At 75.6% G+C, this 20,844-nt stretch carries 18 protein-coding genes; 6 read left to right on the forward strand and 12 right to left on the reverse strand.

Annotated elements, in window-relative coordinates; genetic code table 11:
* Nucleotides 1–179 precede the first annotated feature (179 nt).
* From BLU95_RS37825 to BLU95_RS37835, 3 genes are all read left to right on the forward strand, one after another.
* Entirely contained in the window at nt 180–4,148 is a 3,969-nt protein-coding gene (locus BLU95_RS37825) for a HAMP domain-containing protein (protein ID WP_093863977.1), read from the forward strand.
* On the forward strand, nt 4,145–6,547 hold the full coding sequence (locus tag BLU95_RS37830; protein WP_093863978.1) for a PP2C family protein-serine/threonine phosphatase: 2,403 nt from the start codon (nt 4,145–4,147) through the stop codon (nt 6,545–6,547). Before BLU95_RS37825 ends, BLU95_RS37830 begins: the two co-directional genes overlap by 4 nt.
* A gap of 235 nt (nt 6,548–6,782) precedes the next feature.
* Nucleotides 6,783–7,556: an SDR family oxidoreductase gene (locus BLU95_RS37835; protein ID WP_093863979.1), complete on the forward strand. Its 774-nt coding sequence runs from the start codon at nt 6,783–6,785 to the stop codon at nt 7,554–7,556.
* A gap of 21 nt (nt 7,557–7,577) precedes the next feature.
* Here BLU95_RS37835 and BLU95_RS37840 read toward each other — a convergent pair whose 3' ends face one another.
* A complete protein-coding gene (locus tag BLU95_RS37840; protein ID WP_093863980.1) occupies nt 7,578–7,973 on the reverse strand; it encodes a winged helix-turn-helix transcriptional regulator in 396 nt (131 codons plus the stop codon).
* Nucleotides 7,974–8,041: 68 nt separating this feature from the next.
* Between BLU95_RS37840 and BLU95_RS37845 the strand changes: the two genes are divergently transcribed.
* Nucleotides 8,042–8,818 (forward strand): nitroreductase family protein, encoded by a 777-nt coding sequence (locus tag BLU95_RS37845; protein ID WP_231978098.1) that lies wholly within the window; start codon nt 8,042–8,044, stop codon nt 8,816–8,818.
* Nucleotides 8,819–8,839: 21 nt separating this feature from the next.
* On the opposite strand, the gene BLU95_RS37850 is transcribed toward BLU95_RS37845, so the two are convergent.
* Nucleotides 8,840–9,601, reverse strand: a complete 762-nt coding sequence (locus BLU95_RS37850) for a hypothetical protein (RefSeq protein ID WP_231978099.1) — start codon at nt 9,599–9,601, stop codon at nt 8,840–8,842.
* Nucleotides 9,602–9,953: 352 nt separating this feature from the next.
* Here BLU95_RS37850 and BLU95_RS44755 point away from each other — a divergent pair, with 352 nt between their 5' ends.
* Both BLU95_RS44755 and BLU95_RS37865 read left to right on the forward strand, forming a co-directional pair.
* Nucleotides 9,954–10,442: a hypothetical protein gene (locus tag BLU95_RS44755; protein ID WP_231978100.1), complete on the forward strand. Its 489-nt coding sequence runs from the start codon at nt 9,954–9,956 to the stop codon at nt 10,440–10,442.
* Nucleotides 10,443–10,665: 223 nt separating this feature from the next.
* The gene (locus BLU95_RS37865; RefSeq protein ID WP_093863982.1) at nt 10,666–11,328 is read left to right on the forward strand and encodes a GNAT family N-acetyltransferase; all 663 of its coding nucleotides are present in this window, start codon (nt 10,666–10,668) and stop codon (nt 11,326–11,328) included.
* Nucleotides 11,329–11,460: 132 nt separating this feature from the next.
* Here BLU95_RS37865 and BLU95_RS45905 read toward each other — a convergent pair whose 3' ends face one another.
* From BLU95_RS45905 to BLU95_RS37915, 10 genes are all read right to left on the reverse strand, one after another.
* Entirely contained in the window at nt 11,461–11,535 is a 75-nt protein-coding gene (locus BLU95_RS45905; protein WP_464332458.1) for a hypothetical protein, read from the reverse strand.
* Between the two features lie 132 nt (nt 11,536–11,667).
* Nucleotides 11,668–13,068 carry a carbohydrate-binding protein gene (locus BLU95_RS37870; protein ID WP_093863983.1) on the reverse strand — a complete coding sequence of 467 codons (1,401 nt, stop codon included), beginning with the start codon at nt 13,066–13,068 and terminating at the stop codon, nt 11,668–11,670.
* A 369-nt stretch (nt 13,069–13,437) separates the two neighbouring features.
* A complete protein-coding gene (locus BLU95_RS42925; protein WP_162497186.1) occupies nt 13,438–14,046 on the reverse strand; it encodes a hypothetical protein in 609 nt (202 codons plus the stop codon).
* Nucleotides 14,047–14,286: 240 nt separating this feature from the next.
* Entirely contained in the window at nt 14,287–14,757 is a 471-nt protein-coding gene (locus BLU95_RS37880; RefSeq protein ID WP_093863985.1) for a hypothetical protein, read from the reverse strand.
* A 261-nt stretch (nt 14,758–15,018) separates the two neighbouring features.
* Nucleotides 15,019–15,663 (reverse strand): dihydrofolate reductase family protein, encoded by a 645-nt coding sequence (locus tag BLU95_RS37890; protein WP_030395138.1) that lies wholly within the window; start codon nt 15,661–15,663, stop codon nt 15,019–15,021.
* A gap of 224 nt (nt 15,664–15,887) precedes the next feature.
* On the reverse strand, nt 15,888–17,318 hold the full coding sequence (locus BLU95_RS37895) for a cytochrome P450 (protein ID WP_093865431.1): 1,431 nt from the start codon (nt 17,316–17,318) through the stop codon (nt 15,888–15,890).
* 295 nt (nt 17,319–17,613) lie between these two features.
* A complete protein-coding gene (locus BLU95_RS37900) occupies nt 17,614–18,234 on the reverse strand; it encodes a GTP-binding protein (RefSeq protein ID WP_093863987.1) in 621 nt (206 codons plus the stop codon).
* On the reverse strand, nt 18,215–18,574 hold the full coding sequence (locus tag BLU95_RS37905; RefSeq protein ID WP_093863988.1) for a DUF742 domain-containing protein: 360 nt from the start codon (nt 18,572–18,574) through the stop codon (nt 18,215–18,217). The genes BLU95_RS37900 and BLU95_RS37905 overlap by 20 nt, the downstream gene beginning before the upstream one ends.
* Entirely contained in the window at nt 18,571–18,978 is a 408-nt protein-coding gene (locus BLU95_RS37910) for a roadblock/LC7 domain-containing protein (RefSeq protein ID WP_093863989.1), read from the reverse strand. Before BLU95_RS37910 ends, BLU95_RS37905 begins: the two co-directional genes overlap by 4 nt.
* Nucleotides 18,975–20,645 (reverse strand): sensor histidine kinase, encoded by a 1,671-nt coding sequence (locus tag BLU95_RS37915; protein WP_197698669.1) that lies wholly within the window; start codon nt 20,643–20,645, stop codon nt 18,975–18,977. Before BLU95_RS37915 ends, BLU95_RS37910 begins: the two co-directional genes overlap by 4 nt.
* Nucleotides 20,646–20,844: the final 199 nt, after the last annotated feature.

Below are 20,844 nucleotides of genomic sequence, written 5' to 3' on the forward strand. Positions count from 1 at the left end.
CCCGACGGCGCCGGGGCAAAACGGGCGCAGGCACCGGGGGCCGCTCCGACGCCGTCCGCCCCGCCTGTCCCGGGTGGCGGGACGGTGGCAGAGTGGAAAGCGGGACGGCGCCGCCGCCCCCATCGGCCGGGGCCGCCGCGCAGCGGCCCGGCCGCGCGGTCGATCCGGACGGTGGACGGATGGACGAGGAGCAAGCACCGGGCGCGCCTGGTCCCGCAGCCGGGCGAACGGACCGACCGGCCGGACCCGACCGGGCGGACCCGGTCCTGCGGCAGCTGCTCGCCGGGCTGACGGCGGTCCGGGACGGTGACTTCCGCATCCGACTCGGGTCGGACCTGCCGGGTGTGCCGGGGGAGATCGCCGGCGTCTTCAACGGCATGGTCGAACAGCTCGCCCGGGTGACCTCGGAGGTGACCCGGGTCGCCCGCGAGGTCGGTTCCGAGGGACGGCTCGGCGGTCAGGCGCATGTCCCCGGCGCGGCCGGGACGTGGCTCGACCTCACGGACGCGGTCAACGCGATGGCCGGCGACCTCACCCGGCAGCTGCGCAACATCGCCCAGGTGACGACGGCGGTGGCGCGGGGCGACCTCACCCAGAAGATCGAGGTCGACGCGCGCGGCGAACTCCTCGAGCTCAAGAACACCGTGAACACGATGGTCGGCCAGTTGTCGGCGTTCGCGGGTGAGGTCACCCGGGTGGCGCGGGAGGTCGGTTCCGAGGGGCGGCTCGGCGGACAGGCCGACGTGCGCGACGTCTCGGGCACCTGGCGCGACCTCACCGAGTCCGTCAACGTGATGGCCGACAACCTGACCGCGCAGGTCCGGTCCATCGCCTCGGTGACCACCGCGGTCGCCCAGGGCGATCTGACGCAGAAGATCCGGGTGGACGCGCGCGGCGAGATCCTGGAGCTGAAGGAGACCATCAACACGATGGTCGACCAGCTGTCCGCGTTCGCGGACGAGGTGACCCGGGTGGCGCGGGACGTCGGCACCGAGGGCAACCTCGGCGGCCAGGCCACCGTCCGGGGCGTGTCCGGCACCTGGAAGGACCTCACCGACAACGTCAACGTGATGGCCTCCAACCTGACCGGCCAGGTCCGGTCGATGTCGGACGTGGCGACCGCGGTGGCCCGCGGCGACCTCTCGCGGAAGATCACCGTCGAGGCCAAGGGCGAGATGGCGGCGCTGGCCGACGCGATCAACACGATGGTGGACACCCTGTCGGTGTTCGCCGACGAGGTCACCCGGGTGGCGCGGGAGGTGGGCACCGAGGGGACGCTCGGCGGGCAGGCCCGGGTCCCGAACGTCGCCGGGACGTGGAAGGACCTCACCGACAACGTCAACTTCATGGCGCACAACCTGACCAGCCAGGTCCGCAACATCGCCCAGGTCACCACCGCCGTCGCCAACGGCGACCTCACCCGCAAGATCGACGTCGACGCGCGCGGCGAGATCCTCGAGCTCAAGACCACGATCAACACCATGGTCGACCAGCTGAGCTCGTTCGCCGCCGAGGTGACCCGGGTGGCCCGCGAGGTCGGCAGCGAGGGGCGGCTCGGCGGCCAGGCCGAGGTGGAGGGCGTGTCCGGCACCTGGAAGCGCCTGACCGAGAACGTCAACGAGCTCGCCGGCAACCTCACCCGCCAGGTCCGCGCCATCGCCGAGGTCACCAACGCCGTCACCGCCGGCGACCTCACCCGCTCGATCACCGTCGACGCCTCCGGCGAGGTCGCCGACCTCAAGGACAACATCAACTTCATGGTCGAGTCGCTGCGCGAGACCACCCGCGCCAACCAGGAGCAGGACTGGCTCAAGACCAACCTCGCCCGCTTCACCGGCACCATGCAGGGGCAGCGCGACATCCGGTCCGTCGCCGGGCTGATCACCGACGGGCTGACGCCGCTGGTCGGCGCCCAGTACGGGGCGTTCTACCTCGCGGAGGAGGGTCCGGAGGGTACCGTCCTGGCCCGGATCAGCGCCTACGGCGGTCAGGGCGGTACGGCGGCGGAAACACCCACCGGCGAGGGCCGCGGGAGCAGGAGTGGGACCGGAGACGGAGACGGCGCCGGGGGCGGCGGTGCACGAGGCGGTCCGGCACGGGTCCGGCTCGGCGAGTCCCTGGTCGGGCAGGCGGCCCGCTCCCGGCGCACCGTCGTCGTGGACGACCTGCCGCCCGACTACGCGACCATCGGCTCCGGCGCCGGCGCCACCCACGCCCGGTCCGTGCTGATCCTGCCGATCGCCCTGGAGGAATGGCTGCTCGGCGTGATGGAGTTCGCCTCCGTGCACCCCTTCAGTGCCGTCCACCGCGACCTCCTGGAGCAGTTGGCCGAGGCCTGCGGAGTCAACATCGGCACCCTGCTGGCCAACGCCCGGACCGACGAGCTGCTCGGCGAGTCCCAGCGGCTCGCCGCCGAGCTCCAGTCCCGGTCGGAGGAGTTGCAGGAAGGTCAGGAGGAACTGCGGCGCTCCAACGCCGAACTCGGGGAGAAGGCCGCGCTGCTGGCCGAACGCAACCGCGACATCGAGGCGAAGAACCTGGAGATCGAGCAGGCCCGACAGGAACTCGAGGAACGGGCGCGGCAGTTGAGCCTCACCTCGATGTACAAGTCCGAGTTCCTGGCCAACATGAGCCACGAACTGCGCACCCCGCTCAACAGCCTGCTCATCCTCGCCCAGCTGCTCGCCCGGAACGCCGCCGGCAACCTCACCCCCAAGCAGGTCGAGTACGCGGGTGTGATCCACTCGGCCGGCTCCGACCTGCTCCAGCTCATCAACGACATCCTCGACCTCTCCAAGGTCGAGGCGGGGAAGATGGAGTTCAGCCCCGAACCCTTCGCCGTCCAGGAGCTGTTGGCCTACGTCGAGGGCGCGTTCAAGCCCCTGGCCGACCAGCGCGGCCTCGCCTTCCGGATCGGCGTCGGCGCACACGTGCCCGGCGAACTCGTCACCGACCAGGCCAGGTTGCGGCAGATCCTGCGGAACCTGCTCTCCAACGCGATCAAGTTCACCGACACGGGCCACGTCGAGCTGCGCGTCGAACGGGTGGAGGCCGACGCGCTCCCGGCCGAACTCGGCCGGGCCGGGGCCGCGGTGGCCTTCCACGTCGAGGACACCGGCATCGGCATCGACCCCGACCACCTCGACAGCATCTTCGGCGCCTTCCAGCAGGCCGACGGCACCACCGCCCGCCGCTTCGGCGGTACCGGGCTCGGCCTGTCCATCAGCCGCGAACTCGCCCGCCTGCTCGGCGGTGTCCTCACCGTCCGCTCCGCCGCCGGTCGCGGCAGCCGCTTCAGCTTCCACCTGCCGCTCGCCGGCCGGGACCGGGCGGCCGAAGTCCCGGGTGTCCTGCCGGACGCCGGGCCCCGCGTCCTGGTCGTCGAGGCCGAACCGCCCGCCCTGCTCACGCTGCTGGCCCGGACCGCCGCCGAGGCGCACGGCGAGGGCCCGCCGGTGGAGATCCGCAGCGCCGGCACCGAGGCGGACCTCCGTGCCGCCCTCGCCGCCGGCCCGTACCGGTGTGCCGTGCTCGACCTCGGCCGCACCGGCGAACTCGCCCCCCTGCTGATCACCGGGCTTCCGGCGGGCACGCCCGTGCTCGGCCACCAGGGCGGGGAAGGCGGCGTCGGCGCCACCGCGGCGGCGATCGGCGGCCTCGAACTCCCGGCGGGTCTGGACGAGTTGTGCGAACGCCTGATCGGCCTGCTGGGCGGCCGGAACCCCGCCGACGCCGGGCCCGGCGAACACGCCGTCCCCACCGACGAACCGCTCGCCGGACGCACCACGCTGATCGTCGACGACGACGTCCGCAACGTCTTCGCGCTCGCCGCCGCCCTCGAGCAGCACGGCCTGACCGTCCTGCACGCCGCCGACGGCCGTGCCGGCCTCGACCTGCTGCGCGCCCACCCGGAGACGGACCTGGTCCTGATGGACGTGATGATGCCCGGCCTCGACGGCTACGCGGCCATCGCCGCCATCCGTGCCGACGAGCGGTTCGGCCGGATCCCGGTCGTCGTCGTCACCGCCAAGGCGATGGCCGGTGACCGGGCCAAGAGCCTCGCCGCCGGCGCCGACGACCACATCAGCAAGCCGGTGGACACCGCGCTGCTGCTGGAGCGGATGCGGCACTGGCTGGACGTGTCATGACCGACGGCCCCCGGCCCGGCGGTCCGCCGGGTGTCCCCCCGTACGGCGCCGGACCGACCGGGCCCGCCGGGGGACCGGGGGAGGCCCAGGACGCCGTGGCGCGGCAGCTCGCCGGGGCCGTCCGGCGGCTCCAGCACGCCGTGGAGCGGATGCGGGCCGAGGAGGGCACCCGGGCGCTGGTCGACCTCGCCACCGGCATGCTCGCCGAGCGGCTGACCTCGACGACCGCCGAGGCCGCCGCCCGGCTGGCCGCGCTCGCCCGGGAGGCCGGAGTGCCGGTCGCCACCCTGGCCGCCGACGTCGTCGGACGCACGGCCGAGGGGCCTGCCCGGGACGGCGGGCCCGGACCGTCGGACCGCCGCGGTGCGCCGGGGTCCGCCGGGGCACCCGCCCCACCGGCCCCCGCCCGGGCCCTCGCCGCCGTCCCCGACCTCGCGGGCGCCGTCGAGGCCGTCCTCCGGCAGGGCGCCGCCCCCCTCGGCGCCCACGCCGTGCTGGTCTGGCAACGGCTGCCCGGCGGCGGCCTCGCCCTCGCCGCCCAGGCCGGACTGCCCCTGGACGAGGCCGAGGCCTGGAACCGGGTGCCCCCCGGCGTCGACACCCCCGCCCGACAGGCCGTCACCGGCGGCGAGGACCGCTGGCCCGACGCGCCTGCGCCGACCGGACCCGTCGCCGGTGGAGCCACCACCCCCCGCGCCGTCCTCCCGCTGCTCGCCGACGGCCGCCGCCTCGGGGCCCTCGAAGTGCTCTGGCCCGGCCCCGCACCCGAGCTCGGCCCGCCGCAACGCCGCCGGCTCCGCGCCCTCGCCGACCTCTGCGCCACCCTCCTCGGCCACCCGGAGCCCCCCGTGCCGCCCGACCGGGAGGCGGACCTGCTCGACGGCGTGCTCGACCCGGCCCTCCTGCTCGAACCCGTCCTGCGGGACGGCCGGGTGGTGGACTTCACCGTCCTGCGCACCAACCGGCTGTTCCGTGACCCGCTCGGCCGCCCCCGCAGCGGCCTGGACGGCACCTCCCTCCTGGAGACCTACCCGATGGCCTGCGCCACCGGTCTGCTGGAACCGCTGCTCCGGGCGCACGAGACCGGCGAGCCCCGGACCGACGACCGCCTGCGCCTGGTCTTCCAGGGCGGCGGGATCGCCGTACCCGCCGTCCTGCGGATCGCCGTCGCCCCGCTCGGCCCCCGCCTCCTGCTCAGCTGGCAGCGCGACACCGACCGGTCCGGCGATCCCGAGCAGACCGACCTGCTGCGCCAGGCCCAACGCCTGGCCCGGGTGGCCGGGTTCGAGGAACAGCCGGACAGCGGCCGGATCCTCTGGAGCGAGGGCCTGAGCGAACTGTTCGGCCTGCCGCCGGAGTCCGCCGTGCCCCTCGCCCGGCTCGCCCGGCACGTCCACCCCGACGACGGGCCCGCCGTCCGCCGGCTGCTGGACACCGTCCGGCACCGGCTGCGCACCGCCTCCTCGGTGTTCAGGCTGGTCCGCCCGGACGGCTCCCAGCGCTACACCCGGGTGATCGCCGAACCGGTCCTGGACGAGGCGGGCCGTCTCGTCGCGATCCGCGGTGCCTACCACGACGTGTCGGCCCAGCACTGGACCGAGATCGCCCTCGGCGCCACCCGGGCCCGGCTGGCGGACAGCGAGCAGGAGACGGCCGAGCGCGAGCAACTCGCGCTCCGGCTCCAGCAGGCGATCCTGCCCGCGGCACCCCCGCCCCTCGGAGCCTCCGGACTGCGCGCCGCCGTCCGCTACCGGCCCGCCGCCAAACGCGAACGGGTCGGCGGCGACTGGTACGACGTCCTGGTGCTGCCCGACCGCCGGGTGCTGCTGGCCGTCGGCGACGTGGCCGGGCACGGGGTCGGCGCGGCCACCGGCATGGTCGCGCTCCGGCACGCGCTGCGCGGTCTGGCCGTCACCGGTGCCGGACCGGGCAGGCTGCTGGAGTGGGCCAACACCGTGGCCCTTCGCGAACCGGCGCAGGTGACCGCCACCGCCGTCTGCGTGCTGCTCGGACCGGACGACGGCTCGCTGCGCTGGGCCCGGGCCGGGCACCTCCCGCCGATCAGACTCGCCCCCGGCGGCGCCGAGGTGCTGCCGCTGCCGCACGGCGTGCTGCTCGGGGCGCTGGCGGACGCCGAGTACGAGGAGTACACCGCCCGGCTCGTCCCGGGCGACGTGCTGCTCCTCTACACCGACGGCCTGGTCGAGCGCCGGGACCGCCCGGTCGAGGAGTCGGTGGACCAGCTGATCCGGGCGGCCGGCCCGCCCGGCCCCGATCTGGAGCGGTACCTGGACCTGCTGCTGGAGCTGAGCCCGGCCGACACCGACGACGACACCTGCCTGGTCGCCGTCCGCATCGAGCCGCCGGAGGCCGCCGCGGGACCGCCGCCCGACGGATGACGGGACGGACGACGGGCGGTCACGGACGCCCGCCGCACCGGCGGCCGCCGCTCCTCAGGTGCCGATGCCCCCCGCCCTGCACGCATTGACGAAGGACCGTGCGCGCCTCGCACACCCCGCGACGCCGTACCGGCCCTAGGGTCGGTGGCCGGAGCCGTCCTGGCCGCCGCGCGCACGGGGGTGGTGCGGGGCCCGGCGGTGTCCCACGACACACGCACCACGAAGGAGAACAACCATGTCGAACCGCAGGACCGTCGCGGTGGTCGGCGCGACCGGCCGTCTGGGCGAGCACGTAGTCCGCGTGCTGGCGGAACGCGGCCACGAGGTCGTGGCGATCTCGCGCTCGGCGGGCGTCGACATCGTCACGGGCGAGGGCCTCGACAAGGCGCTGACCGGGGTCCAGGTCGTCGTCGACACCTCCGGCACCCCCTCCGCGGACGAGACGGTGGCGACGGAGTTCTTCACCGCCGCCGCCGCCAACCTGCACGCCGCGGGAGCCCGGACCGGGGTGGAGCTGATCGTCTCGGTGTCCATCCTCGGCATCGACGCGTCGACCGGCGGTTACTACCGTGCCAAGGTCGCCCACGAGAAGGCCCTGACGGCCGGCCCGCTGCCGGTCCGGATCCTGCGCGCCGCGCAGTTCCACGAGTTCGTCGAGCCGCTGGTCAGCTGGGGCCGTCAGGGCGACACCGTTCGGGTCCCGCTGATGCGCACCCAGCTCGTCGCGGCCGCGGCGGTGGCCGAGGCGCTCGTCGACCTCGCCGAGGGTCCCGCGCCCGAGCCGGGCACCACGGCGGCGCCGTTCCCCGAGATCGCCGGCCCGCGCGAGGAGAACCTCGCCAAGGCCGCCGGACTCGTCTACGCCGCCCGGGGCGAGGACGTCACCGTCGTCGAGGTCAGCGAGGAGGCGACCCCGGACCGCGAACTCCTGGAGAACGGCGCGTTCGTCGCCGGTCCCGCCACCGTGCTCGCCGGTCCGACCCTGGAGGAGTGGCTGGCGCAGGCCTGACCGCCGCCGCCCGCCCGGCCGTCAGGGGGCGGCCCCCCGGTCGGCCGGGCCGGCGGACCGGGCCCGCTCGATGTCGTTGATGTGGGCCTCCGTCCACTCGCGGAGGGCACTGATCGGCCCGGCGAGGCTGCGCCCGAGGTCGGTCAGGCCGTACTCGACGCGCGGCGGCACGGTCGGGTGCACGGTGCGGGTGACGAAGCCGTCGGTCTCGAGCAGCCGCAGGGTCTGGGTGAGCATCTTCTGCGACACCCCCTCGATCCGCCGGAACAGCTCGGTGTAGCGCAGGGTGCCGTCGAGCAGGCAGTCGACGATCAGGACGGTCCACTTGCCGGCGATGTGGTCGAGGACCTGGCGCGTCGGGCACTTCGCGGAGTAGACGTCGGCCGGGAAGCCGGAGGATGCCACGGTGGTCTTCACCCGGGGAGAGTAACGCACTTTCAGGTGCCTTCTTCCTAAAAGAGAGTGACTCTCCGAGAGTTGTCGGCATGACGAACCGCACCCTGAACCGGACGACCGACCGCACCGCGAACCGCACGACCGACCGCAGCGGGAACCGCACGACCGACCACACCGTCAGCGACACCACCGGCCGCGCGACGGACCGCACGGCGAACGGCACGATGTCCGTCCCCGAAGCGATCCGCACCCGCCGCACCGTCCGCCACTACCGGCCCGACCCGGTCTCCCCGGAGCTGCTCGACACCCTGCTCGACCTGGCCGTGGAAGCTCCCACCAGCTGGAACCTCCAGGACCGTTCGATCGTGGTGGTGTCGGGCGAGGAGGGCCGGGCCGGGCTGGCCCGGGCCACGGGGGGCCAGCCCCAGCCGAGCGAGGCTCCGGTGGTGCTGGTCTTCGTCGCCGAACCGCAGGCATGGCGGGAGGACCGCAGCGACGTCTACCGGCAGGCGCGGCAGAACGGCGCGTGGAGCGAGGAGTTCGTCGAGATGTTCTCCGCCGCCGCGCAGGAGTTCCAGGAGGGCCTGGAGCAGCGCGGCCTGCTCCGCGAGTACGCGGTGAAGGACGCGGTCATCGCCGCCTCCTTCGTGATGCTCGCGGCCACCGGGATGGGGCTGGCGACCTCGCCGATGAACGGCTGGGACGAGGAGGAGGTGAAGAAGGTGATCGGGATCGAGCACCGCGAGGACCTCGCGATCGCCCTGCTGGTCGCGGTCGGCCACCCCGCCGGCACCCGGTTCCACCCGGGCCGCCGCCCCCGCCGGCGCGTCGTCTTCGAGGAGACCTGGGGTGCCCACGGCGGCTGAGCGGCCCGGCCGGGCCGGCGGTCACCTGCGGCCGGTGCCTCCCGGCCGGGAGGCGGTGGCGGCGCCGAAGTCGGGGCGTCCCGGCCGTCCCGCCGGGCGGGGGAGGGGCGCGCCCAGCCCGGCCGCGTACCGGCGGTACGCGCGCGCCCCGGCGGAACCGGTTCCGACGGCGGCGAGGCGGTCGGGGAACATCACCCCTCCCGCGTGCGGCCGGGCACCCGCTCCGAACAGGTTGCCGTGCAGCCGGCCGGTCACCAGGCGGCCCCGGACCCCGGGGAGCGGCCGGGACCGGCCGGCCACCACTGGACCGCGGTTGACCTGGAACCAGACCTCGCGCCCGTTGCCGAACCGCACGACGCTCTCGCGCAGGTCGGACACGTCGGTGTACACCTCGAAGTCCCAGTCCCCCGCGGCCCCCGCGGAGCCGTACCGGCCGCGCAGGTGCCGCAGGAAGCGCCGCGGGTCGACCGGCGCGCCGAACGGAACCACCGCGTCGGCGTACGGTTCCCCGGCCACGAAGTGCAGCCTGAACTCCAGGCCGTACCGGCGCCCGCGGACCGTTCGCCGGACGTGCAGTGAGAAGGTCTCCGCGTCGTCGTGGCGGGCGCGGTGCTCGGGGCGGACGTGCCGGCTCAGGTGATCGAAGGACAGGGCCTCCCGGTCGGCCGGAAGACCGGGGATCCGGTCGACGGATCCGTGCAGCAGATAGAGGCACATCAGGTCCACCGGATGGGCCTCGTGGGCCGGCCCGGCGAGGAAACCGTCGGAAAAGCTGTCCCGCAAGGGTGGCTCCAGCCGTCCCGCCCTGCCGGTGGGACCGGTCGTCGTGGTCGGTGCGCAGCCGGTCGCGGTGCGCGTCGGGATCCGCCGGGGAGGGCTGCCGCCGTTCCGCGGTGGCGTCCTCGACGGGCTCCCTCCTCGTCGGTGGACAGCAGGATGCCACGGATGTCGGTGCGTCCGCCGGACTGGGCCGGTGCCGCACGGCCCGGTCCGCCTTCCGACCCGCTCCCCGTCCGCTTTCCGACCCGCTCCCCGTCCTGCCGGAGCGGCCGGGCCGTGTACGGCGGGCCGCGGCGGGTAGGCGCGGTTCGGCCCCGGGGGGCACACGCGGGGGACGGACCGAAAGGACACCGCCATGCTGTTGTTCGGAATCCTCCTGTTCGCCGCGGCGGGAGCCTTCACCGGCCTGCTGATCGCCGACAACCTGGACGGCGGGCCGGAGTACCAGGTGACCGTTCTGGGGCACGATCTGGTGACCCTGAACAGCCTGGGCGTCTTCCTCGCCGGGCTGGCGCTCGCGCTGCTGTTCTGCCTGGGCCTGTTGCTGGCCGGAGCGGGCCGGTCGCTCCGCCGGGCCCGGGCCGTGAAACACGGCCGCCATGCCGCGCCCGCCGCGGTCCGGCCGGAGGAGCGGACCGGGGAGCGCCCCGGGGCCCGGTCGGAGGACCGGGTCATGGAACGCAGGATCACCGACGACCGGATCTCCGACGAGCCTGCGGCGCGCGAGCCGGTCGTGCGCGAGCCGGTCGTCGGTCGCGCGGCGCGGCGGGCCGACGAGGAGGCGGGGGCCCCGGAGGACTCTCCGCGCCGGGGCCGGGGGCCGGGGCGCCTGCCGGAGCACTGACCGGGGACCGCTCGACCGGGAGGCCCTCGGGTCGGCGTGCGAGCGCCGGTGACCTGTCGGCGTCCTGCTGTCGCGCCGTCCCGAGCCGCCGTCCCGACCCGCCGTCCGGCGCCCGCTGCCCCGGATCGCGACGGCGGGCGCCGGCGGGGAGCTGGGGGGGTTGGCTTGTCGCCACCTATGGGTAAGCTATGACCTTCATCAGTGACTATTACGGGGGTCGAGGATGGCTGAGTCCGTCGTCAGCGGGCTGGTGCGGGACTGGATCGCGGGCTGGGTGGTCTCACGGGGAGCGGCCGATCCGGTGGACGAGCCCTGGGGCTGGACGATCGACGTCGGCCAGTCGGCGCAGGTGGCCCGCCACGTCCTTCCCGAGCCGACGGAACCCGACGTCCGCAAGCTGGTGGCGGCCACCACCGCGCCCGGCACCTGGCTGAAGGTGTTCGCCGACGACGACACCGTCCGGCCCTGGATCGCGCCGGGCTGGCGCTTCGACGTCCCCGGCTATCTGATGACCGTGCCGCTCGCCGCCGGACGTCCGGTCGTCCCGGCCGGGTACACCCTCACCACCTGGGAGCGCGGCGGCGTGGTCCGGGTCCTGGTCCGCACCGAGGACGGCCACTTCGCCGCGCGCGGCCAGCTCGGGCTCGCCGGGTCCGCCGCCGTGGCCGACCAGATCGAGACCGCGCCCACGCACCGCCGCCGGGGCCTCGGCTCCGTGGTGATGCGGGCGCTGGAGGATGCCGGGCACCGCAGCGGCGCCGAGACCGGGCTCCTCGTCGGCACTCCCGACGGGAAGGCGCTCTACAGCGCCCTCGGCTGGACGCTCCGCGCCCCCATGGCGAGCCTCTACTACGCCCCGGAGCCGGAGGAGTCCGCAGGGGCGTGACCCACCGGCCGTGGATCCGGCCTCCGCTCCCGGGGCGGCCGGCCCCGGCGCACGACCGCCGCCCGGCCCCGGACGGGTGTCCGGGGCCGGGCGGCGGTTCGGGGCGGTTCCGGCACCGTCCTCAGTGCCGGTTCAGCACTGCGGCCGCTTGCCGTGGTTGGCACCCTTGCGACGGGCCTTCTTCTTGCGGCGACGCTTCGACGACATCGGGCCTCCTTGGTGGGTTGGCCCCCCGTCCAAGGTCTCACACGGAGGGCCCGCCGTGGCACCGCCGGTTGCTCCGATCGAGGGCGCGGCGGGCCGCTCGGCCCGGGCTCCGGGGCTGTGGACGGTCACGGGTCAGACCGCCTGCCAGAGCGCCGGGGTGTTCGGCGGCTCCCATCCGGCCTGGGCCTGGTGGCCCTGGAGGCAGCGGTAGGAGGCGCTGCCGTAGGTGACGGTGGCGCCGGCCTGGTAGACGGTGCCCGCGGCCCAGGTGCCGCCCGGGTTGCCGGGACCCGGGCCGGGACCGGGACCCGGACCGGGGCCCTGGCCGTCGGTCTTCAGCGTCAGCCCGTAGCCCTGCAGGATCGGGTTGACCGGCTGGAAGTACGTGGTGCCGCCCTGGGAGCAGTTCCCGGTGCCGCCCGAGGTCACGCCCTGTGCCTGCGTGCCCGAGATGAAGGAGCCGCCCGAGTCGCCCGGCTCCGCGCACACATTGGTCCGGGTGACGCCCGAGACGGTGCCCTCGGCGTAGGTGACGCTGGTGTTGTGCTGCTGGATCGTGCCGCAGTGCCAGCCGGTGGTGGAACCGGACCGGCACACCGAGGCCCCGACCTGCTGCAGCACCGAGCCGGTCACCGCACCGGACGCGCTGTTCACGTACGGGGTCGCGGTCCAGCTGCTGTTGGTGGCCACCCAGGACATGTCGTTGCCCGGGAAGACCGAGGCCTGGAAGCTGCCCTGGGCGGCCCGGTTGGCGCCGGTCGTGCTGGACCCGGCCCGGCCGCAGTGGCCCGCGCTGACGAAGCCCTGGGTGGTCCCCCTGGTGATCGGGAAGCCGATCGAGCAGCGGCTGCTGTTGTCGATGTAGTAGGCGTCGCCGCCGCGGAGGTCGTAGAGCGGACGCGGGGCCTCGGCCACCGTTTCCACCCGCACCGCCGCCCGGTCCACCCCGGCCCCGGCGACCAGGCGTTCGGCGGCGGCCGGGTCGGTGGCCTGCACCACGACGGTGTTGGCGGCCACGTCGACGTAGCGCACGGGCGCGGCGAGCGCGTCCGCCCGGCCGGCGGGGCCGCGTCCGGCCGCACGGTCGAGCGCGGCCAGCGCTCCGTCCAGGGCGGCGAGCGGGCGGTCCACGAGCACCGGCCGGGCACCCGCCGCGCGGATCACGGCGAGGTCGGCGGAGCGGGTGGTGGCGACGGCCGGAGCGGCGTCCGGGCCCTCCAGCCAGGAGCCGGCCCAGCCGGCGCCGAGCGACTGGGCGAGCGCGCCGGCCAGGGCACCCGCCCTGGCCTCGGCGGAGATCCTGGCCCGGGCCTGGGCGGAGGTCAGGCCGAGGTCGCGCCGCAGCGCCTCGACCAGCTCGGGCGCGGCGGCGGCGACACCGAGGGTGTCCGGCGCGGCCGAGGCGGCGGCCCGGGCGGCCGCGGCGGGTCCGGGCGTGGGGGAGGCGGCACCTGCGGTGCCCTGGAGGGCGGTCAGACCCAGGGCGGCGGTGGCCAGGACGGCACACGCGGCCCTGGCGGGTCGTCGGAGCATGGGGGTCTCCTGCGGTCACGGTGTGGGGGATTGCCGGAAACCGTAGGAGCCCCGTCCGCCGGCGGGGGAGATGTCACCCGGGGGTACCGTCCGGAGCTATCACCGCGCGGCTCGGGTGGTCCGGGGGCGCTCGGGCGCGTGGTACAGAAGACCTTTCCGTGGACCATTTCGTCAAGACGGTCCGACGGTGCGTCAGGACGGCCGCACCGTCGGGCAGGACGCTCCCGCTCCCCGCCGGGAGGAGCCCACCGTTCGTCAGGACGGCCGCGCCGGGGGAGCGGCGGCGCGCGGGACCGTCCCGGCGGCCCCCGGCGGTGCCCGGCGGTGCCCGGCGGTGCCCCGGTGACCGGCCCCGTCCGCGGAATCGGCTCAGCGCTGCTCGACCAGCCCCAGCAGCCAGAAGTTGGCGTACTGCCCGGCGGCCGTGGCGGTCGGGTCGGCGGGGCGGCCGTTCCGGCCCAGCCGGACCCGCACCTCGTCCAGCGACACCGAGGCGCCGCACGAGTAACCGAGGGGTGCGTAGGTCTCGTCGGGTCCGCAGAGCACGGACACCACCCGACGCGCGGCCGGGAAACGCAGCACGATCTGCTGGTGGTCGGCGTACGCGACCTCCAGGTTCAACGCCAGGTGCGCCCCGCCGACCAGGTACCAGCCGCTGCCGGGCCGGTCCTGCCGCAGGACCCCGGCCAGTGTCCGCAGGCGGCCCGTACCGAACCCGCCGGGCCGGGGGAACCCGCCGGGACCGCCCTGGCCGGGCGGCCCGCCGACGGCTCCGTAGCCGCCGAAGTCGTCGGAGGCCCCGAACGCGTCGAAGCCGCCGAACAGGCCGGAGTCCCCGAGCAGGCCGGAGCCCCCGGCCGCTGCCGGTTCGTCACCGGCCGCCGGGCCGCCCGGGCGCGGTGGTGTCCCGGGCCCGACGGCTGCCGTAGCGAGCACCGCGACGGCCGCCACCGCCGCCGCCACCCTCAGTCGCCGCACCGTCCCGCCTCTCCGTCGCGGCCGACGCCCGCCCGCACCACCGACGGACCATCCGACCACGCACCACCCCCGGCCCGGCCGCCCGCCGTGCCGCCCCGCGGCCACGACCACCCGCCCGGGCGACACCGGCCGCCGGCGCGCCCGCGCGGCCCGGCCGCGTGGTACGGCGGACGCCGTCGGGGCCGGGGGCCGGCCCGGACGGCCGGTCAGCGGCCCGCCCCGGTCAGCGGTCCGGGCCGCTCACCAGGTGTCCCCGGCCTGCGACCAGCGGGCCCGGGCCTCGTGCTCCGCGTCCAGGTGGCCGTCCAGTCGCCAGCGTGCCACGTCGTAGTCGGGCAGGTGGCTCCAGGCCTCGGCGGCCGTCAGCAGGTACCGCCAGAGCCGGCTGAGCCGAGCCATGAGCTCCTCGAACTCCTCGTCGAAGGCCGCGACGTCCCGGTCCCCACCGCTCTCCCCGGCGGGCCCGGAGGCGTGGCCGGCCGCCTCCGCCGCGTGCCCGGCGAGCGTGCCGAGCACCTCCCGCGCGCTCCCGGTCAGGGCGGTGACCGTCTGGGTCAGGGCCGCTCCGACCAGCTCCTCCTCGCCCCGCGGCCCCGGGGCCGCGTCCCGCAGCAGCACGACCCGCCGCTCGATGAACCCGGCCAGCCCGTCGATGTCCTCCACGGTGATGTCCGCGGTGTACCGCAGCGCCGGTCGCCGAATGTCCGTCATCCCGGTTTCCCCTCCGTCGACTTCCTCGAAATCCCTTCGAGGGCCGGGCCGGCACCCCCGCCACCGCGTCCGGTCCGCACCCCCGAACCTCGGATATGGCACCGGCACCGGGGGCGGCAAACCCGGCGCACGGGAGCATTCCGGTGGCGCGGACCGGGCGGGCAACCGGCACGCGGGGACGGGGGCGAGGACGGGGGCGAGGACGGGGGCGAGGGCGGGGGCGGGGGCGGGCCGAGGCGGGCGGGACCGGGCGGAAGACCGTCAGGGCCGGGTGAAGGTGAGGTGGGTGACCCGGCTCGGGCTGGTGACGGACTCGATCCGGAAGCGCTTCTCCAGCCCTTCCAGCCCGTCCCACAGCCGCTCGCCCCGGCCGAGCAGTACAGGCACCACGACCACGTGCAGATGGTCGACCAGGTCGGCGGCGAGGAAGGCGCGGACGGTGCTCGGGCCGCCGCCGATCCGGACGTCCAGGCCGCCGGCGGCCTCCCGGGCGAGGGCGAGGACCTCGTGCGGGGTGCCGTCGACGAAGTGGAAGGTGGTGCCGCCCGCCATCTCCACGGTGGGCCTGGGGTAGTGGGTGAGGACGAAGACCGGGGTGCGGAACACCGGGTGCGGGCCCCACCAGCCGTTCCAGTCGTGGTCCTGCCACGGGCCGCGCTGCGGACCGAACTTGTTGCGCCCCATGATCTCCGCGCCGATCCCGTCGCCCCAGGCCCGGGCCATGGCATCGTCCACGCCGGTCTCCCCGCCCTCGCCGCCCTGCATGGCCCGGAAGGTGTGGGTGTGGAAGAACCAGCTGTGCAGCCGGTCGCCGGCGTGGCCGAACGGTGCCTCCAGGCTCTGTCCCTCGCCCGTGCCGTAGCCGTCGAGCGAGACCGAGAAGTTGTGGACGCGGACCAGGGACACGGGGCACCTTCCGACGGGCGGGGTTCGGCGCGGCGGAGGGGCCGCGTCCGGCTCGCGCCGACTTTAGTGCGGGCCCGTCCGGTTCGGCCGGGGACGCGCCGCCCGGCCGGTCAGCACCGCCCCGGCCGGTCAGCACCGCCCCGGCCGGTCAGCACCGCCCCGGCCGGTCAGCGTCGGCCTTGCCGGCCACGGTCCGTCAGTGCCTGTCCGTCAGCGCCGACCCGTCAGCGCCGGAACCACCCGGCGAGCCTGGCCCACCAGCCGCGCCGGGGCCCGGGGACGAGTGCGGGCGAGGGCCCGACCGGCGTCGGTCCGGCGAACGGCGTCGGCGCGGCGAACGGCGGGCCGGAGCGAGTCGGGCCGGAGGATCCCGGAGCCGCGGCACCCGGAGCCGCGGCACCCGGAGCCGCGGCGGGCGCGGCGGCCGGGGGAGCGGCGGCCTCGGCGGGCTGCCGCTCGCGCGGGGTGAACTCCACCGGCAGCGCGACCAGATGGCGCGAGATCCAGGCCGAGGTCCAGGTCAGTTCCTCCTCCGGTACGGCGAGCCGGAGGTCGGGCAGCAGGGTGAGCAGGCAGTCGATCCCGGTCTCCGCGATCGCCCGCCCGATGTCCTGGCCCGGACACTCGTGCGGTCCGCTGCCGAAGGACAGGTGGGACCGGTTGCCGTGCAGCGGCTTCGCCAGGTCGGGCCGGACGACCGGGTCGACGTTCCCGGCGGCGAGGCCGAGCAGCAGCATGTCCCCGGCCCGGATCCGCTGCCCGCCGAGCAGGGTGTCCCCGGTGGCCCAGCGGCCGGCGACCAGCGACATCGGCGGGGCGTCCCAGAGGACCTGGTCGAGCGCGTCCGGCACGGTCATGTGGCCGCCCGACAGGTGGGCCCGGAACCGCTCGTCGGTGAGGATCATCTTCAGGGTGTCGGCGATCAGGTTGACGGTCGTCTCGTTCGCGGCGAGCAGCACGACCCGCAGGTGCTCCAGCACCTCGTCGTCCGTCAGGCCGGCCCCGTGCTGCATCAGCCGGGTGCAGAGGTCGGCGCCGGGGTCGGTCCGCTTGCGCTCGACCAGCCGGCGCAGGGCCGCGACCACGTGGTCGTTGCTGGCGATGGCGGTCTCGGTGCCCTTCATGAGGTCCCGGGCCGCGTCGACCAGGCGCGGGCCGTACTCCTCGGGCATGCCGACCAGCTGTGTCATCACCAGCATCGGCAGGTGCTCGGCGAAGCGGCTCACCAGTTCGGCCCGCCCGGCCGACCCGAACTCCTCGACCAGTTCGGCGGTGTACCGGGTGACGAAGCGCCGGACGCCGCGCCGGTCGGTGCCGTTCAGGCCGTCGGTGACGGCGCCGCGCAGCCGCCGGTGCTCGGCGCCGTCGGCGAAGACGCAGAGCGGCTGCCAGGCGATGACCGGCATCAGCGGCGAGTCGGCCCCGACGCGCCCCTCCTGGAACGCCCGCCAGCGGCGCGAGTCCCGGGAGAAGCGGGAGGGCGTGCGCATCACGGTGAGGTTGGCGGAGTGGCCGAGGACCAGCCAGGCCGGCAGGTCGCCGTGCAGCAGGACGGGCGCGACCTCCCCGTACTCGGCGCGCAGCTTCTCGTACAGGCCGGAGGGGTCGGCCTCGGCCTCGGGCCCGTAGAGGCGGCGGAGTTCGGCGACGGGCAGCTCGTCGAGGGCGGGCCGGTCGCTCCCCGGCTCGGTGCTTCCCGGTTCGGCACTCGCGGATCCGGCACTCGCGGATCCGGCACTCGCGGATCCGGTGCTCGCCGATCGGGCGGGGCTCGGGATGCCGGTCCCCCGGGCGTCCGCCCCCGGGGCGTCCGCCCCCGGGGCGTCGGCCCCGTGGGCGGGGCAGCCGGCCGGCGGGGCGAGGGGGGCGTCGTCGCGGAACGGGGTGGTCACGGTGTCTCCGGAGGTCGTCGTCGACGGGGGTGGGGGTGGGGCGGGGCCGGCGGTGCGCTCACCGCGCGGCCCGCGACCCCGCCAGGTCGTAGAGGTAGTGCATGAGGGCGAGCAGCACGTCCCGGCCGGACTCGCGGACCCGGGCGTCGCAGGCGACGATCGGGACCTCGGGCGGCAGGTCCAGGGCGAGCCGCAGTTCCTCGTCCGGGTGGGCGGGCGCGCCGGGGAAGGCGTTGGCGGCGACCACGAACGGCACCCTGCGGTCCTCCAGCCGCCCGATCACGTCGAAGCTGACCTCCAGCCGACGGGTGTCGACCAGCACCACCGCGCCCAGGGCCCCCTCGAACAGGCCGTTCCACAGGAACCAGAACCGCTCCTGCCCGGGGGTGCCGAAGAGGTACAGCACCAGTTCGTCGCTGATGCTGATCCGGCCGAAGTCCATCGCGACCGTGGTCTCGGACTTCCGCTCGATCCCGGCCAGGTCGTCGACGTCGGCCCCGGCCTGGGTCATCGTCTCCTCGGTGGTCAGCGGGCGGATCTCGCTCACCGCGCCGACCAGGGTGGTCTTGCCGACGCCGAAGCCGCCGACGACGACCACCTTGACGGCCGCGGTGGCCGAGTCCGGCAGCAGGTCCTCGTCGGCCGGCCCGCGCACCGTGTCAGAGGCGCTGAAGTCCATGCATCACCGCCTCCAACAGGGCACGGTCGGGGAGAAGCGCGGCCGGGACCGAGGCGCGCGCCTCGACCCGCTCCTCGGCCACGAGGTCGGCCAGCAGCACGGTGACCGCGCTGACCGGCAGCCGCAGGTAGGCGGAGATCTCGGCCACCGAGAGCGGCGATCCGCACAGGCGCAGGATCGCCGCGTGCTCGGGCGGCATCGAGGGGGTGGGCTCCGCACGGGAGACGATCAGGGTGACCAGGTCCAACGCGGCCCGTCCGGCCGGTTGGGAGTGGCCGCGCGTGATCACGTAGAAGCGTTCCGGGGCGTCCTCGCCCCAGTCCCGGCCGGCTGTGCTCATGCGACGGGCTCGCCCCTTCGGGGAGGCGTACTGAGGTGCTCGCCGATCCGCGCGACCAGGTCGCGCATCCGCTGGCCCATCAGCCCGGCGTCCACGCCCTCGTCGGCCAGGACCGCGAGGAAGGCCCGGGCGCCGGCCGCCATCATGTAGAAGAAGCCGCCGCCCATCTCGATCACCACCAGCCGCATCCGGCCGTCCCCGTGCGGGAACTCGTGGCCCACGGCCGCCGCCAGACTCTGCAGACCGGCGCAGGCGGCGGCGAGCCGGTCGGCGGTGTCGGTCTCGGTGCCGTGCTGGGCCATCCGCAGGCCGTCCGCGGAGAGCACGATGACGTTCCGGACGTGCGGAACCTCGTCCGCCAACTGCTTGAGCAGCCAGTCCATGTTGGTCCGTGGCTGAATCACCGCTCGTCCCTCCGCGTCGAGTCCCCGTTGTCGTGGTCGGCCGCCGGCCCGGTGCCGTTGACCCCCTCGGTGAAGGCGGCCAGCCAGAGACCGGGCTGCACCGCCCCCGCCGGGGCCGAAGGATCGGCGCCGGGCCGGTCCGGTGGGCCGCCGGACCCGTCACCCCGGCCGGTCGGGCCCGCCGAGCCGTGCACGGCCGGTGGGCCGCCCGGGACCGAGGAGCCGTTCACGCCCGGGGCGCCGTTCACGCCCGGGGTGCCGTTCGCGCCCGCCGCGCCGCCCCTGGCCGCCGCCCGGCCGGTCGTGCCGCCGGAGCGGGAGGTGGTGGTGCGGGTCGTCTGGGCGACCCCGATCCGGGCGGTCGGCGCGGCGTGCCGACGCCGGCGGGGCAGCCCGGTGGCGGTGCGCTCGGTGACCACCGGCACGTCCTCCCCGCCGCTGAGCGGCCCCGGCAGCGAGCCGGAGAGCGGCCGCCGCGGCGGCGGCGAGGTGTGCGAGCGGCGGTCGTCCACCGGCTCCGGACCGGACGAGCCGGTCACACCGATGCCGTGGGCCCGCCCGGTGGCGGGCGCGGTCGTGATCAGCTCCTGCGGCACGACCAGCACCGCCCGCACCCCGCCGTAGGCCGAGGGGCGCAGCGAGACCTGGAAGCCGTACGCCCGGGAGAGCCGGCCGACGACGGCGAGGCCGAGCCGGGGGGTCTCGCCCAGCTCGTTGAGGTCGATGCCGGCCTGCGCCTCCAGCAGCATCCGCTCGGCGCGGGCCCGGCCCTCCTCGCTGAGGCTGAGCCCGCCGTCCTCGATCTCGATCGCGATGCCGGTCTGCACCTCGACGGCGGTCAGGTGCACGCCGGTGTGCGGCGGCGAGTAGCGGGTGGCGTTGTCGAGGAGTTCGGCGACGGCGTGGATGAGCGGCTCGACCGCCGGGCCGATCACCGCCACCTCGGAGACCGGGTGCAGCTCGACCCGCTGGAAGTCGAGGATCCGCGACATGCCGCCTCGCAGGACGCTGTAGAGCGGCACGGCCCGGTTCCACTGACGGCCCGGCCGCGCGCCGCCGAGGACGGCGATGCTGTCGGCCAGGCGGCCGATCAGGGCGTTGCCGTGGTCGACCAGCAGCAGGTCGTCGAAGACCGCGGGGTCGTTGCCGTGCCGGTGCTCCATGACGCGCAGTTCGGCGGCCTGCCGGTGGACGATCGCCTGCACGCGGCGGGCGATGTTGACGAAGGAGCGCCGTGACGACTCGCGCAGCGCCTCCTCGTTCTCGACGGTCTCCAGTACGGCGCGCAGCAGGGTCTGCTGCGCGGTCCGGAACTCCGCGCCGACCGTGACGTCCTGGAGGGTGTACGCGTTGACCACGTCCTCCAGGCCCTCGCCGTGGGTGAGCCGGGCCATGGCGGCGGGCAGGACCGACTTGGCCAGCCGGATGTACTCGGTCTCCTGCCGGGTGAGCCGGCGGATCAGTTCACCCTCGCGCTGGACGGCCCGCGCGCGCAGTTCCTCCGTCGCCCGGCCCCGGCGGGCGGCCTCGGCGGCGACCAGGACCACGGCCAGGGTGCCCACCACCGCGCAGACGGCGATGCGCGGACGCGAGTCGGGGGTGGCCGTGGCCACGGCGGCGGCGGCCACGGCGGCCGTCACGACGGTGGGCAGGAGCCAGACGAGCACGGGGGCGGAGCGCCGGCGTCCGGGTGACGAACCAGCACCAAGCATTCAGCATCCTCAAACGATCGGAAGAGTGGGGGAACGGGACAGTGGTGGCCGGTGGGCCTCGGGGGTTCGGAGCGGTGGGCGGGCACGCGCGGGTGGTGCGCGAGTGGTGCGGCGGCCGGGCGGGTCTCCGCCGTGCGGCGCCCGGGGACGGCGG

Source organism: Streptomyces sp. TLI_053 (assembly GCF_900105395.1).
Classification (GTDB): domain Bacteria; phylum Actinomycetota; class Actinomycetes; order Streptomycetales; family Streptomycetaceae; genus Kitasatospora.

Excerpts from the sequence above, each read along its gene's own strand:
- BLU95_RS37825 (WP_093863977.1), top strand. The coding sequence starts at position 180 with ATGGACGAGGAGCAAGCACCGGGCGCGCCTGGTCCCGCAGCCGGGCGA.
- BLU95_RS37900 (WP_093863987.1), bottom strand. The coding sequence starts at position 18,234 with ATGGACTTCAGCGCCTCTGACACGGTGCGCGGGCCGGCCGACGAGGAC.
- BLU95_RS37870 (WP_093863983.1), bottom strand. The coding sequence starts at position 13,068 with ATGCTCCGACGACCCGCCAGGGCCGCGTGTGCCGTCCTGGCCACCGCC.
- BLU95_RS37835 (WP_093863979.1), top strand. The coding sequence starts at position 6,783 with ATGTCGAACCGCAGGACCGTCGCGGTGGTCGGCGCGACCGGCCGTCTG.
- BLU95_RS37865 (WP_093863982.1), top strand. The coding sequence starts at position 10,666 with ATGGCTGAGTCCGTCGTCAGCGGGCTGGTGCGGGACTGGATCGCGGGC.
- BLU95_RS37880 (WP_093863985.1), bottom strand. The coding sequence starts at position 14,757 with ATGACGGACATTCGGCGACCGGCGCTGCGGTACACCGCGGACATCACC.
- BLU95_RS37845 (WP_231978098.1), top strand. The coding sequence starts at position 8,042 with ATGACGAACCGCACCCTGAACCGGACGACCGACCGCACCGCGAACCGC.
- BLU95_RS37905 (WP_093863988.1), bottom strand. The coding sequence starts at position 18,574 with ATGAGCACAGCCGGCCGGGACTGGGGCGAGGACGCCCCGGAACGCTTC.
- BLU95_RS37830 (WP_093863978.1), top strand. The coding sequence starts at position 4,145 with ATGACCGACGGCCCCCGGCCCGGCGGTCCGCCGGGTGTCCCCCCGTAC.
- BLU95_RS44755 (WP_231978100.1), top strand. The coding sequence starts at position 9,954 with ATGCTGTTGTTCGGAATCCTCCTGTTCGCCGCGGCGGGAGCCTTCACC.